The organism is Agrobacterium sp. GW821-FHT14E08, from assembly GCF_058803865.1.
Window position 1 is genome coordinate 1,046,716 of record NZ_JBXAPJ010000001.1, and the last position, 12,812, is coordinate 1,059,527.

The following is a 12,812-nucleotide window of genomic DNA, read 5'->3' on the forward strand; positions in this document are numbered from 1 at the left end:
CCCCGCGCGAAACGTCCTGTCAGCCTTCGACGGCAATCAGCGCCGCAGCCACGGCGCGCGATTCCGAAAGCATGATATTATAGGTGCGCACGGCAGCACCCGTGCTCATCGGGTCGACGGAAATACCCGCTTCCTTAAAGGCCGCGCGCAGTTCTTTCGGCAGCACCCGCATGCCGTCACCCGTGCCGATCAGCAGCACTTCGATATCCTGCGCTTCCGCCAGAACCTTTTCGAAATGTTTGACGGTCAGTTCTTTCGCATCAACGGGCTCCCACCCGTAGATGCCGGAAGGCAGGAGCAGAAGCGAGCCGCGATGCGACATGTCGGCAAAACGGAAACCGCCATTGCCATAGGCATCGATGGGCGCCCGGCCGGGAAAATGGGCCGGGCGTATTTCAATCCCGCCGGCCATCAGACGGCAGGCTTGCCGCCGATGGCGTTGCCGGGCTTTTCATCCTTCTCGTCTTCCGCATCCTTGCTGTCGGGACGCAGCTTGAAGGCGATCAGCACCGGCGCGGCGATGTAGAGCGACGAGAACACGCCGATACCCACACCGAACAGCATGGCGAAGGTGAAGGAGCGGATAACCTCGCCACCGAAGAGGTAGAGCGCCAAGAGCGCCAGAAGTACGGTCAGACCAGTCAGGATCGTGCGCGACAGCGTCTGGTTAAGCGACACGTCGATGATCATCGACAGCGGCATCTTTTTATAACGCCTGAGGTTTTCGCGGATACGGTCGTAGATGACAACGGTATCGTTCAGCGAATAACCGATGATCGTCAGGATCGCCGCGATACTCGTGAGGTTGAACTCTATCCCGAGGAACACGAACAGGCCTATCGTAAAGACCACGTCGTGCACCATGGAGATGACCGCACCGAGCGCGAACTGCCATTCGAAGCGCACCCAGATGTAGATCATGATCGCCGTCATGGCGAGCAGGATGCCAATCGTGGACGTATAGGTAAGGTCACCCGACACGGCCGGACCAACGACTTCCACGCGGCGGAAGTCATATTTGTCCTCAAGCTCACCACGCACCATGGTGATGGCGGACTGCTCGGCATTCTCGCCGCCGTCCTGCGCCTGGATACGAATGAGAACATCCTGCGGCGTACCGAAGTTCTGCGCCTGGATTTCACCCAGATTGAGCTGGTTCAGACGATCGCGAATATCGGCAAGATCCGCCTCGCCCTGCTTGGCGCGCACTTCGATGACCGAACCACCCTGGAAATCGATGCCGAGGTTCAGGCCCTTGGCAACGAAACCACCGATGCAGGCGAGCATGATGGCGCCGGTGATCATGAAGACCACGCGACGATAGCGCATGAAGGGAATGTCGCGGCCATCGAACATGGCGGTGCGGACACCCTTCGGCAGGTGTTTCGGACGGCTGCGGCGAACCCAGTAGCCGAACATCCACGCCGTCAGCGTATAGGCCGTGAAGACGGTGGTGATGATACCGACGGCCAGCGTGACCGCGAAGCCCTTCACCGGACCGGTGCCCATGTAGAACAGCACGCTTGCCACGATAAGCGTCGTCAGGTTGGCGTCGATAATGGTCGCAAAGGCGCGGGTGAAGCCGTTATCCAGTGACTGGATCAGCGGTTTGCCGCTTTTCACCTCCTCGCGTATTCGCTCATAGATCAGAACGTTCGAATCCACGGCCATGCCGATGGTCAGGACGATACCGGCAATACCCGGCAAGGTCAGTGTCGATCCGATCACGCTGAGAACAGCGAGCAGCATGACGACGTTGACGACAAGCGCGATATTCGCCAGCAGGCCGAAGAAGCCATAAAAGACGAACATGAAGATGAGGACGCCGACGGCGCCGATGGCGCTGGCCGTCAGGCCGGCGGTGATGGAGTCGTTACCGAGGCTTGGACCGACGGTGCGTTCTTCAACCACGGTCAGCGTGGCCGGCAGCGCACCGGCGCGCAGCAGGACCGCAAGGTCGTTGGCGCCCTGTACCGAGAAGTTACCGGAAATCTGTCCCGAACCGCCGATGATCGGCTCGCGGATGACAGGCGCGGAAATGACCTGGTTATCGAGCACGATGGCGAAAGGCTTGCCGACATTCTGTTGCGTCGCCTGCGCGAAGCGCTGCGCGCCGCGGCTGTCGAAGCGGAAGGTGACGACGGGTTCGTTGGTCTGCTGGTTGAAGCTTGCCTGTGCGTCGACGAGATTGTCGCCGGAAACGAGCGCGCGGCGTTCCACCAGATAGGGAACCGGCGGATCGTCCTGCGAATAGAGAACCTCAGAGGTGGCCGGCGGGCGGCCGTTCATCGCTTCCTGCACCGGCATCGTCGTGTCGACCATGCGGAAGGACAGCTTTGCCGTCTGGTTGAGAAGCGATTTCAGGCGCTGCGGGTCCTGAAGGCCCGGCACCTGCACGATGATGCGGTCGGAACCCTGACGCTGGATGAGCGGCTCGGTGGTGCCGACTTCGTCAACGCGGCGGCGCACGACTTCGATGGACTGCGACACGGCCGAAGACAGGCGGTAGTCGATGCCTTCATCGCTCAGGTTGAGCCTGAGCAGATTGTCGCCGCCATCGCTCATCGTCACTTCGGTGATGGAACCGCCGACCAGCGTTCCGGCGGACACCGGCTGCGTCAGGTCGCGAAGCGCAGTCTTGGCCGCTTCGTATTGAGCGGGATCGCTGATGCGAACCTGAATCTGCTGGCCGTTGCCCGTGAGCCCGGAATAGCGGATGTTGGCGTCGCGAAGCTGCGTGCGCACATCGCCGACGATCGTTTCAAGCCGTTCCTTGACAATGTCGGAACGCTCGATCTTGAGCATGATGTGCGAACCGCCCTGAAGGTCGAGACCGAGCGTTACCTTGTTGTCCTTGTACCAGGCAGGCATGCTCTCCAGCTGTTTGTCCGAAAACAGGTTGGGAGAGGCGATGAAGACGCTTGCCAGCACAAGCAGCCAGATGAAGACTGTTTTCCAACGGGAAAAATGAAGCATTTCGATCTCGGTCAGGGTTGGGGTTGCGCTGATGACGCAACCCGTCAAATTCGGAAGCGGGCGTCCGGTTATCCGGCAGGATCAGGAAGCGGCTTCCGTCTTGACCACTTCGCCCTTCACGCGCACTTCGGCAATATAGGCACGAGCGGCACGGATTTTCACGCCTTCGGCGATTTCGACTTCCAGTTCATTGTCGTCGATGACCTTGGTCACCTTGCCGACGATGCCGCCGCCGAGAACGACCTGATCGCCACGGCGAATGCTGGTCAGCGTCTCCTGACGCTTCTTCATCTGCGCGCGCTGCGGACGGATGAGGAAAAAGTACCAGACCACCATAAGCGGCGCAAACAGGAAAAGCATTTCAAGGCCAGACCCGAAGGCCGATGCGCCACCCGCTGCGTCCTGGGCAAAAGCTTGACTAATGAACATATAAAACTCCTCAACGATTACGGCACGACCTCTTATGCCGCCCCAGCTTTCAAGCCGCCGGAATATAGTGGGGAACGCCGGGATTGCAACAGATGCAGGCAGCCCACCGTACCGATTCCGGACCTCTTAACCTTTATGGGCTGGAAACGCCATGCTAGGCCGGGCCGAAAACATCGTTTTGAACACGAGACAAGCGGAAGAAACACCATGATTCGAGAAGAGACGGCCACCCTGCTTCTTGCCGAACTGCGTAGACTGAACATTGCCGTGGAACGGCTCGCCGGCCCGGCACCCGCCATAAACGACTGGAATGCGGCCGATTGTTTCGTCTGGTCGCCGGTCAACTCCTTCCTGCAGCCGGTCGCACGTCCGAACCGCATTGCGCTGAAACTCATTCGTGGCGTTGACCATGTGCGCGACATCCTGCACGAAAACACGCTGCGTTTTGCCGATGGTTTTCCCGCCAATAACGTGCTGCTCTGGGGCGCGCGCGGCATGGGCAAATCCTCGCTGGTCAAGGCTGTTCACGAAGATGTGCGCGCAGCAAGCGGCGTTCCCCTGAAACTGGTCGAGGTGCACCGCGAGGATATCCACACCCTGCCCGCCTTGCTCGACATCTTGAAGGCTTCCGGTGAACGCGTCATCGTCTTCTGCGACGACCTCTCCTTCGACCACGACGACACGGCCTACAAATCCCTGAAGGCGGCGCTCGACGGCGGCATCGAGGGACGGCCGGACAATGTTCTGTTTTACGCCACGTCCAACCGCCGCCACCTTCTGCCGCGTCACATGATGGAAAACGAGCAGTCGACGGCCATCAACCCCTCGGAAGCGGTGGAGGAGAAAGTCTCGCTCTCGGATCGCTTCGGCCTCTGGCTCGGTTTCCACAAATGCGGTCAGGAAGACTATCTGACGATGATCGACAGTTATGCCACGCATTTCGATCTGGGGCTCGATCGCGAAACCCTGCATCACGAGGCGCTGGAATGGGCGACCACGCGCGGCGGACGCTCCGGCCGTGTGGCCTGGCAATATATTCAGGATGCCGCCGGGCGCCTGAGGAAATCGATCGACAGATAGGCTGCGATCAAACAGCAGGGATTAATCGAGCCTCACAGCGCCTCGTCCACCCTCAGTCCCGCGCGTCTGACAATCCGCGCGGGAACGCCCACGACGGTACAGTCGGCGGGAACATTCTTGATGACAACCGCATTCGCACCGATTTTTGCATTGTCACCCACGACGATATCCCCAAGCACCTTGGCGCCGGCATTTATCGTAACGTTGTCACCAATCCTGGGCGCGCCCGTCGAGCTGGTGTAACCGATACTGACCTGCTGATTTATCCAGCAATTGGCGCCGATCGACTCGGCCGATATGATCGTTGCAAATCCATGCTGAATGAACAGGCCGGGGCCGATATCGGGCGTGTGGATGTGCAGCGTACTTTCCGGGCGTGCCAGGAACTTGAAAAAATGCGCCCTCGGCAACCGATAATAAAAAAGGTTGCGAAACTCGGCCGTGCCGGTCAGCAATCTCACCGCATCAAGCATGAGGTCGCCGCGCCGCGTCGATGACGTCCCGAGAAGCTTTTCGCTCCACGCCTCGATGTCTCTGAAGATCGGGTTCCCCGGTTTCGCCATGAAAAGCAGGACCAGGTGCGGCGTAACGGACAGGGCCGATACCGCAAAACAGACTTTTTTAAAAATGGTCACAATGAAATCCTTAAATATGGAAGGCAATTTATCGTCTCGAGCGTAACTTGCAACCGCGTATCTATGCCGTATCGGCAGGATGATAATCGTGACGGCGTTTTCGGTATCAAACCTTCGCCGCTGCGCCGCAAAAGAGCCATTTCCAGAATGTTTGAACTGGTGTGAAGGCCAGTGTCGTCAAGGCTACAGAGGGTGTCGTATTCCCGAACGTCACCTCGCCCGTCACATGGTTTTCTGCAGGCATCCGGCACCATCCCCTCAATTTCGCGAGGAGGAGCCGGACAACCGGCTAAATGCCGGGGCTGCGGCGGCGGTAGATCAGGAGGTGGCGGCGTCTTTTCGAAACGTCCCATTTATTCCCCTGTCCATCCTTCGCCGAAAGATCACATGCGAACCGTCACCGGTTCGTTGGTGCAGTTCGACAATATCTGCCTGCGGAGGAGCGGGCCGGCATTGATGTTCAAACCCAAGGAGGAGATGGATATGAGCAGGAACAGAGGCGTCGTTTATCTGAAGCCGGGCCAGGTCGAAGTCCGCGACATCGACGACCCGAAGCTGGAGGCGCCGGATGGCCGCCGCATCGAGCACGGCGTCATTCTCAAGGTTATTTCCACGAATATCTGCGGTTCCGATCAGCATATGGTGCGCGGCCGCACCACGGCGATGCCGGGTCTCGTTCTCGGCCACGAAATCACCGGCGAAGTCATTGAAAAAGGCGTCGACGTCGAAATGCTTGATATCGGCGACATCGTCTCGGTGCCCTTCAACGTCGCCTGCGGCCGCTGCCGCTGCTGCAAGTCGCAGGATACCGGCGTCTGCCTGACGGTGAACCCGTCTCGCGCCGGCGGCGCTTACGGCTATGTCGATATGGGCGGCTGGATCGGCGGACAGGCCCGTTACGTCACCATCCCCTATGCCGACTTCAACCTTCTGAAATTTCCCGACCGCGACAGGGCGATGTCGAAGATTCGCGACCTCACCATGCTGTCCGACATTCTGCCGACCGGCTTCCACGGCGCCGTCAAGGCGGGCGTCGGCGTCGGCTCCACGGTCTATGTCGCAGGCGCCGGCCCGGTCGGTCTTGCCGCCGCCGCCTCTGCCCGCATTCTGGGTGCCGCGGTCGTCATGATTGGCGATTTCAACAAGGATCGCCTTGCGCACGCCGCAGGGGTCGGTTTCGAACCCGTCGATCTCTCCAAGGGGGACCGGCTGGGCGATATGATCGCGCAGATCGTCGGCACCAATGAGGTGGACAGCGCCATCGACGCCGTCGGTTTTGAGGCACGCGGCCATTCCGGCGGTGAACAGCCGGCCATCGTTCTCAACCAGATGATGGAGATCACCCGCGCTGCCGGCTCGATCGGCATCCCCGGCCTCTATGTCACCGAGGATCCCGGCGCGGTCGATGCCGCGGCGAAACAGGGCAGCCTGTCCCTGCGCTTCGGTCTGGGCTGGGCGAAGGCGCAATCCTTCCACACCGGCCAGACGCCGGTTCTGAAGTATAACCGTCAGCTCATGCAGGCCATCCTGCATGACCGCCTGCCGATCGCCGACATCGTCAACGCGAAAATCATAGCGCTCGACGATGCCGTCCAGGGTTATGAAAGCTTCGATCAGGGCGCGGCGACAAAGTTTGTTCTCGACCCGCATGGCGATCTGCTGAAAGCGGCCTGACATTTCGAGAGCTCGCGTCCCATAATCATTGAACAGCGCCCGCGAAAAATCTTTCCGCGGGCGCTTTTTACCGTATCACCACACGGTGAAATCAAGAGACTACAGCAGCATCCCTTCCAGCTCGGCCGTGGCAGCCGGGGAAAGATAGGGGCGGAACAGGCTCGACACTTGCCGAAGCCCCCATTCCAGTTGCAGCGGCCCGAATTCGGTCACGCCCTCCTGCAGGTTAAGATAGGCCGCCCAATAGGTCGAGACGATCCATAGGTTTGTGAGAACGGCGGCCCGCTCACCTTCCGGAATCTCCGCAAGTCCCGCCTTCTCCATCCGTCCGACAATATCATCGACGGCAAAACGCATGGCGGCGCTGATGGTGCGCACCGGCTCCACCAGCGCAGGCGCAGAAGAAACAAGCCCGACAAGATCGCGAAACAGGAAGCGGTAATTCCACACCAGCGAAAACCAGAGCCGCAAAAACCCGGTATAGGTCGCCGCAGCACCTTCGTCCGCGCCGTCAATCTTCGCGACAATCGCCAGCGCATCGGCTTCGAACAGGGCAAACAGCGCCAGAACCAGCGCCTCCTTGGTGCGAAAATGGTAATAAAGATTGCCCTCGTTAATATTCACCGCCCTTGCGATCTCAGCCGTGGTCACATGATCGGGCCCCCGCTCGTTAAACAGCTCGAGAGCAGCAGCAAGAATTCTCTGCCGTGTAGGAGAAAGACGCCCCGTTGATCGTCCGCCCTCGCTTTTCTTCATTGATATCGGACCCCGCTATTGAAACCTAAGGCATGCACCTTAAATGACTAAAATAAGGTATACACCTTAACAGGGAAATTTGAGTGTTCAACGCGAATAAAGGACCTGTCCATGCCCGGAACCGACCTTCGCAGCCCGCCCCCGGATATATCCGCTGCGGCACCCGTCTCCAGATTCGCCACAGCACGTGTGGCCCTCTCGCTCATCCGCAATCCGCTGAATGCGTTGCCGCCGGAGATTTTCAGCGAACCGGCCGTCTTCACGCGCCTTGGCGGCACGATGCGTGTCCACCTCGCCGATCCGGTTCTTATCCATGAGGCTCTGGTCAAAAACGCCCATCTGCTCGGCAAGGGTGAGGATGTGCGCCGGGCGCTTGGCCCCGCACTTGGACAGGGCCTTCTGACGGCGGATGGCGATCACTGGAAATGGCAAAGGCAATCCGTCGCCGCCGCCTTCCGGCATGAAAAGCTACTGGAACTGCTGCCCGTGATGATCGAGGCGGCTGAGCGAACCGAAAGGCGCTGGGACACATCTCCTTCCGGTGACATTGATATCGGCCATGAAATGATGCGGACTACCTTCGACATCATTGTCGAAACCATGATGTCCGGCGGCCACGGGATCGATATCGGGCGCGTCGAACAAAGCGTCACCGACTATCTGAAACCAACCGGCTGGACCTTTGCGCTCGCCATGCTGGGCGCACCGGAATGGCTTCCCCATCCCGGCCGGCGCAAGGCCCGGGCCGCTGTCGACTATCTGCGCTCTAGCCTGTCGACGGTGATCGCTAACCGGCGGCAAAACCCCGCCGACCGGAACGATCTGGTCTCCATGTTGCTCGAGGCAAAGGACCCGGAAACCGGACGCATGATGAGCGACACTGAAATCATCGACAATCTGCTGACCTTTATCACCGCCGGTCACGAAACGACCGCGCTCGGTCTCGCATGGACGTTCCACCTGCTGTCGCAAAACAGCGACGTGGAACGGAAAGTCGTCGAGGAGATCGCGGCCGTCACCGGTGGAAATCCGATCGCGGCAGGACATATTGCTGAACTGACCTATACCAGACAGGTGTTTTCCGAGGCGATGCGGCTTTACCCGCCTGCCCCGGTTGTCACCCGCACGGCGCTGCAGGACTTCAAGCTCGGCGACCATGATATTCCGGCCGGAACCGTTCTTTATGTACCGATCTATGCCGTGCACCGGCATACGACGCTATGGGACCAACCGGAACGCTTCGATCCTTCCCGCTTCGATCCGGAAAAAGCCAAAGCGCGTCACCGTTATGCCTATATGCCTTTCGGCGCAGGCCCGCGCGTCTGCATCGGCAATGCTTTTGCGATGATGGAAGCCGTCGCGATCCTCGCCGTGCTTTTGCAGAAGGCCCATCTCGAAAACAGATCCGCAGCCACGGCGGAGCCGCTGATGAGGGTGACGTTACGCCCGCAAGCCCCTCTGATGATGCGGGTCACGAACCGCAAAAACAAATCGCCCGCGGTGTGAACCACCGCGGGCGATTATTACCCCATAAAGAACATCACCTGATGGTGACGATCAAAGATCGACGTCGAGGATCGCCATGGAGAAGTTGTACGAGCGGTCGCCGTCTTCGTCATCGATGTAGACGACGCCGAGAAACTCTTCGCCAAGATACACTTCGGCGGAATCGTCCTTGCGCGGACGCGCCTTCACAACCATCTTTTCATTGAAGGTGCGCTTGAAATAGGCGTCGAGTTTTTTGATTTCGTCGGCTTTCACCACTATTCTCCTGTGCGGTTCGGGTTGGCCGCTTTTGGCATGGGACAAAGGCCAAAGTAAAGTGAAAGCGGCGCATCATCCGTGTCTTCCACACGGACGAGCGCAATATTCACGACCTGTCAGATATCGGCTCCGATAACCTGGTCCATCAGACGCGAGGGTTCCGAACACCCTGCTTCTCCCACCACGCGCGCCGGCACACCGGCCACGGTGGTCTTCGGCGGAACCGGTTTCAGCACCACCGAACCGGCGGCAATGCGCGAGCAGCTGCCGATCTCGATATTGCCGAGAATTTTTGCGCCTGCGCCGATCATCACGCCATTGCCGATCTTCGGATGGCGGTCCGCCCCCTCCTTGCCGGTGCCGCCAAGCGTCACGCCGTGCAGGATGGAAACATTGTCACCGATGACAGCCGTTTCACCGACCACCAGCCCCGTAGCATGATCGAGGAAGATACCCTTGCCAATGCGCGCGGCCGGATTGATGTCCGTCTGGAAGATGCTCGATGAGCGGCTTTGCAGGTAAAAGGCGAAATCCCTGCGGCCCTTCGCAAGCAGCCAATGGGCAAGGCGATGCGTCTGGATGGCCTGGAAGCCCTTGAAATAGAGCAGCGGCTCCATGAAGCGCGTGCAGGCCGGGTCGCGGTCGTAAACCGCCTGGATATCGACGCGCAGCACGCTTCCCCATTCCGGCCAGTCATCCAGCATATCCTGAAACGTCTGGCGCAGAAGCACGGCCTGCATATCGGGATGATCGAGGAGTTCGCAGATGCGATAGATCACACATTCTTCCAGAGACCGGTGATTGAGGATCGTCGAATAAAGAAAAGCGGAAAGCAGCGGGTCCTGAGCTGCGGCGCTACGCGCTTCATGCAGCAGGCTGCCCCAGATCGGATCGACGATCGCCAGCTGTTCGGGCTGACGGGCCTCGGTGCGTGCGACCATGAATGGTCTCCTCGTTTGCAGTGGTCGTTCTTTATACAGAAAAAGACGTGCATTAGAAATGGGATTCGAATGACGACTTTAAAGACGGCAAGGCTTCAGTTTTTCTGCATGCAGCATGAAAAAGCGTTTCTTGCCGCCCCGGACATTGCCGAAATAATCCAGATCAAAGCGCGCGGTAAAATTCCAGAACCGCAGCCTTGAACACCCGGTCGCCAACGGCCAGCATATGGTCGCGGCCGGGAATATCGATCGCCCGCGCATGCGGCATGATCGCCGCGAGTTCTGCGCCGGATCCGGCAATATCATCCTTCGTTCCAACCGCAATCAGCGTCGGCGCATCGATCTTTTCCGCCTGTTCGCGCGTGACGAGAACCCGCGAGGTCTCGATACAGGCGGCCAGCGCCAGCCGGTCGCTTTTCGTCTGGTCGGCAAAGGCACGGAACATACGGCCGCGCTCATGGGTGACGACATCGAGCGACGGGGCCAGCAGCGCCTCGGCAATCGGATCCCAGTCGCCGACGCCTTCGATCATGCCGATGCCGAGCCCGCCGAAAACCAGCGAGCGGACGCGCTCGGGATGGGCCATGGCCAGAAAGGCGGAAATGCGCGCGCCCATGGAATATCCCATCACATGGGTTTCCGCGATGCCGAGATGATTGAGCAGCGCCACCGCGTCTTCCGCCATGACAGGCGGATAATAGGCGTCTGGATCATGCGGCTTGTCGCTTGCGCCGTGGCCGCGATTGTCGATGGCAATCACCCGGTAGCCCGCATCCCCGAGTGTTTTCAGCCAGCCGGGATGTACCCAGTTGACGTTCGCGCTGGAGGCAAAGCCATGAATCAACAGAACCGGCTCGCCCGCCGGATCACCCTCGTCGAAATAGGCAAGGCGAAGGCCGTCATGGGAAAAATCGGAAAATTGCGGCGTGTTGAGATTCATCAAGGACATCCTTTTTGCCGGACCATATGGCAGGAAATCGCAATGGTGAACATATTTTCCTGACGATTTTTATGGAGATGCAATGCGTTTGAGGCTACATATCCGCAGCAATAAGCCCATGCTCGATGACGATCTGCGGCTTAACCACGATATTGCATTTGGAGACGAACATGGCCGGGCATTCCATTCCCCACTTCCAGAACGATGGCGGACACAGCGTAATCGAGATCGGCGTCAAGGAATTCATGTGCACCGGCGCTTCGGTGCCCTACGATCATCCGCATATCTTCATCGATATGGGCGACGACAACGAGAAGGTCTGTTCCTACTGCTCTACCCTTTACCGTTACAATCCGTCGCTGAAGGCCGAACAGACCAATCCTCCGGGCTGCGTCTTCCATGTGAAGGCCGCCTGACCTTTTCCCTTTCCTGATCGGGGCGCATCATGCCCATCACATCCGTAGCCATTGTCGGTGCCGGCATTGCCGGTCTCACCGCTGCCCTTTCTTTTGCCAGGCATGGCGTCAGCTCCGACATCATCGAACAGGCCGGTGAACTCGCGGAAGTCGGCGCCGGCCTGCAGCTGTCGCCCAATGCCGCCCGCATCCTTGCGGAACTCGGCGTGATGCCGGAGATCGAGGCACGTTGGACGGAGCCTGTCAGCGTCGAACTGGCATCGGGAAAATCGCTTGCCACGCTGTTATCATTGCCAATGGCCGAAATGGCTCGCACACGCTGGGGCGCACCCTACGGCGTCCTTCACCGCTCGACGCTGCAACGCGCGCTTCTTGATGCGGTGACCCGCAATCCGCTCTGCCGCCTGCATCTCGGCAAACGCATGGAAAATGCAACGTTGGATGGGATTGCCGCAACCACGTTTCGTGATCACGACCTGATCGTCGGCGCGGACGGCGTCTGGTCGGCGGCCCGTTTTGCCGTCCCCTCCTCTCCCGTCGCCACTTTTTCCGGCAATGTCGCCTGGCGCTTCACGGTCGCTGCAAAAGATGTGCCTTCCGCCATCAACAAGAGCGCCGTCACCGCCTATCTCGGTTCGGGCGGCCATATAGTTGCCTATCCGCTGAAGGAAGTCGGCGGCTTCAACATCGTCGCCATCGCGCTCGGTGCCGATCCCGGCGCGACATGGCGGGCCGAATCGAGCGGACAGCAGAAAGCGATGCTGCTGGCGCAATTTCGCGACTGGAGCCCGGATATCGTCCGGCTCCTGTCATCGTCGGAAAATCCAACCTTCTGGCCACTCTACCAGGCCGGCCCCGGACGCTGGCACAATGGCCGCGACACGGTGCTGATCGGCGACGCAGCCCATGCGATGATGCCTTTTGCGGCACAGGGGGCGGCGATGGCTATCGAGGATGCCTTTGAACTGGCGGGCGCGCTGGCCGGAACACCCCTGCCCGTGGCACAGGCCCTTGCAGCCTTCGAAGCTTTGCGCCTTCCGCGCATAGAAAAGGCCCGCAAGCGGGCCTCTCTCAATCGTTTCGCCTATCACGCCACAGGCCCGGCTCGCCTTGCCCGGGACTTCGTTTTTTCAACACGTCCCACGGAAGCCTTCCTGAAGGACTTAGACTGGCTTTACGGCTACCGCGCCAAAGGCTGAGG

13 protein-coding genes are annotated in these 12,812 nt (G+C 59.6%); 5 read left to right on the forward strand and 8 right to left on the reverse strand.

Annotation, left to right across the window (positions count from 1 at the left end; translation table 11 throughout):
- Positions 1-19 precede the first annotated feature (19 nt).
- The 3 genes from AC1ROR_RS05190 to yajC form a co-directional block, all read right to left on the reverse strand.
- A complete protein-coding gene (locus tag AC1ROR_RS05190; RefSeq protein ID WP_498588796.1) occupies positions 20-412 on the reverse strand; it encodes an Mth938-like domain-containing protein in 393 nt (130 codons plus the stop codon).
- Positions 412-2,976: a protein translocase subunit SecDF gene (gene secDF / locus AC1ROR_RS05195; protein WP_080836657.1), complete on the reverse strand. Its 2,565-nt coding sequence runs from the start codon at positions 2,974-2,976 to the stop codon at positions 412-414. Before secDF ends, AC1ROR_RS05190 begins: the two co-directional genes overlap by 1 nt.
- 81 nt (positions 2,977-3,057) lie before the next feature.
- On the reverse strand, positions 3,058-3,405 hold the full coding sequence (yajC, locus tag AC1ROR_RS05200; protein WP_035223337.1) for a preprotein translocase subunit YajC: 348 nt from the start codon (positions 3,403-3,405) through the stop codon (positions 3,058-3,060).
- 207 nt (positions 3,406-3,612) lie between these two features.
- Between yajC and AC1ROR_RS05205 the strand changes: the two genes are divergently transcribed.
- Positions 3,613-4,485, forward strand: a complete 873-nt coding sequence (locus AC1ROR_RS05205; protein WP_035223336.1) for an ATP-binding protein — start codon at positions 3,613-3,615, stop codon at positions 4,483-4,485.
- A 32-nt stretch (positions 4,486-4,517) separates the two neighbouring features.
- Here the strand turns inward: AC1ROR_RS05205 and AC1ROR_RS05210 are convergent, their stop codons facing one another.
- Positions 4,518-5,120, reverse strand: a complete 603-nt coding sequence (locus AC1ROR_RS05210; RefSeq protein ID WP_498588797.1) for a serine O-acetyltransferase — start codon at positions 5,118-5,120, stop codon at positions 4,518-4,520.
- Positions 5,121-5,603: 483 nt separating this feature from the next.
- On the opposite strand from AC1ROR_RS05210, the gene fdhA reads away from it, so the two are divergent.
- Entirely contained in the window at positions 5,604-6,794 is a 1,191-nt protein-coding gene (gene fdhA, locus AC1ROR_RS05215; RefSeq protein ID WP_498588798.1) for a formaldehyde dehydrogenase, glutathione-independent, read from the forward strand.
- Positions 6,795-6,893: 99 nt separating this feature from the next.
- Here fdhA and AC1ROR_RS05220 read toward each other — a convergent pair whose 3' ends face one another.
- Positions 6,894-7,550 (reverse strand): TetR/AcrR family transcriptional regulator, encoded by a 657-nt coding sequence (locus AC1ROR_RS05220; protein ID WP_498588799.1) that lies wholly within the window; start codon positions 7,548-7,550, stop codon positions 6,894-6,896.
- Positions 7,551-7,661: 111 nt separating this feature from the next.
- On the opposite strand from AC1ROR_RS05220, the gene AC1ROR_RS05225 reads away from it, so the two are divergent.
- A complete protein-coding gene (locus AC1ROR_RS05225) occupies positions 7,662-9,056 on the forward strand; it encodes a cytochrome P450 (protein ID WP_498588800.1) in 1,395 nt (464 codons plus the stop codon).
- A gap of 51 nt (positions 9,057-9,107) precedes the next feature.
- Here AC1ROR_RS05225 and AC1ROR_RS05230 read toward each other — a convergent pair whose 3' ends face one another.
- From AC1ROR_RS05230 to AC1ROR_RS05240, 3 genes are all read right to left on the reverse strand, one after another.
- Complete coding sequence (locus AC1ROR_RS05230) at positions 9,108-9,311, reverse strand: DUF3126 family protein (protein ID WP_003515356.1); 204 nt, start codon at positions 9,309-9,311, stop codon at positions 9,108-9,110.
- A 119-nt stretch (positions 9,312-9,430) separates the two neighbouring features.
- The gene (cysE, locus tag AC1ROR_RS05235) at positions 9,431-10,255 is read right to left on the reverse strand and encodes a serine O-acetyltransferase (protein WP_035223331.1); all 825 of its coding nucleotides are present in this window, start codon (positions 10,253-10,255) and stop codon (positions 9,431-9,433) included.
- Positions 10,256-10,418: 163 nt separating this feature from the next.
- Positions 10,419-11,195: an alpha/beta fold hydrolase gene (locus AC1ROR_RS05240; protein ID WP_035223462.1), complete on the reverse strand. Its 777-nt coding sequence runs from the start codon at positions 11,193-11,195 to the stop codon at positions 10,419-10,421.
- Positions 11,196-11,365: 170 nt separating this feature from the next.
- Here AC1ROR_RS05240 and AC1ROR_RS05245 point away from each other — a divergent pair, with 170 nt between their 5' ends.
- Entirely contained in the window at positions 11,366-11,611 is a 246-nt protein-coding gene (locus AC1ROR_RS05245) for a zinc-finger domain-containing protein (RefSeq protein WP_035223329.1), read from the forward strand.
- Between the two features lie 29 nt (positions 11,612-11,640).
- A complete protein-coding gene (locus AC1ROR_RS05250; protein ID WP_498588801.1) occupies positions 11,641-12,810 on the forward strand; it encodes an FAD-dependent monooxygenase in 1,170 nt (389 codons plus the stop codon).
- Positions 12,811-12,812 lie beyond the last annotated feature (2 nt).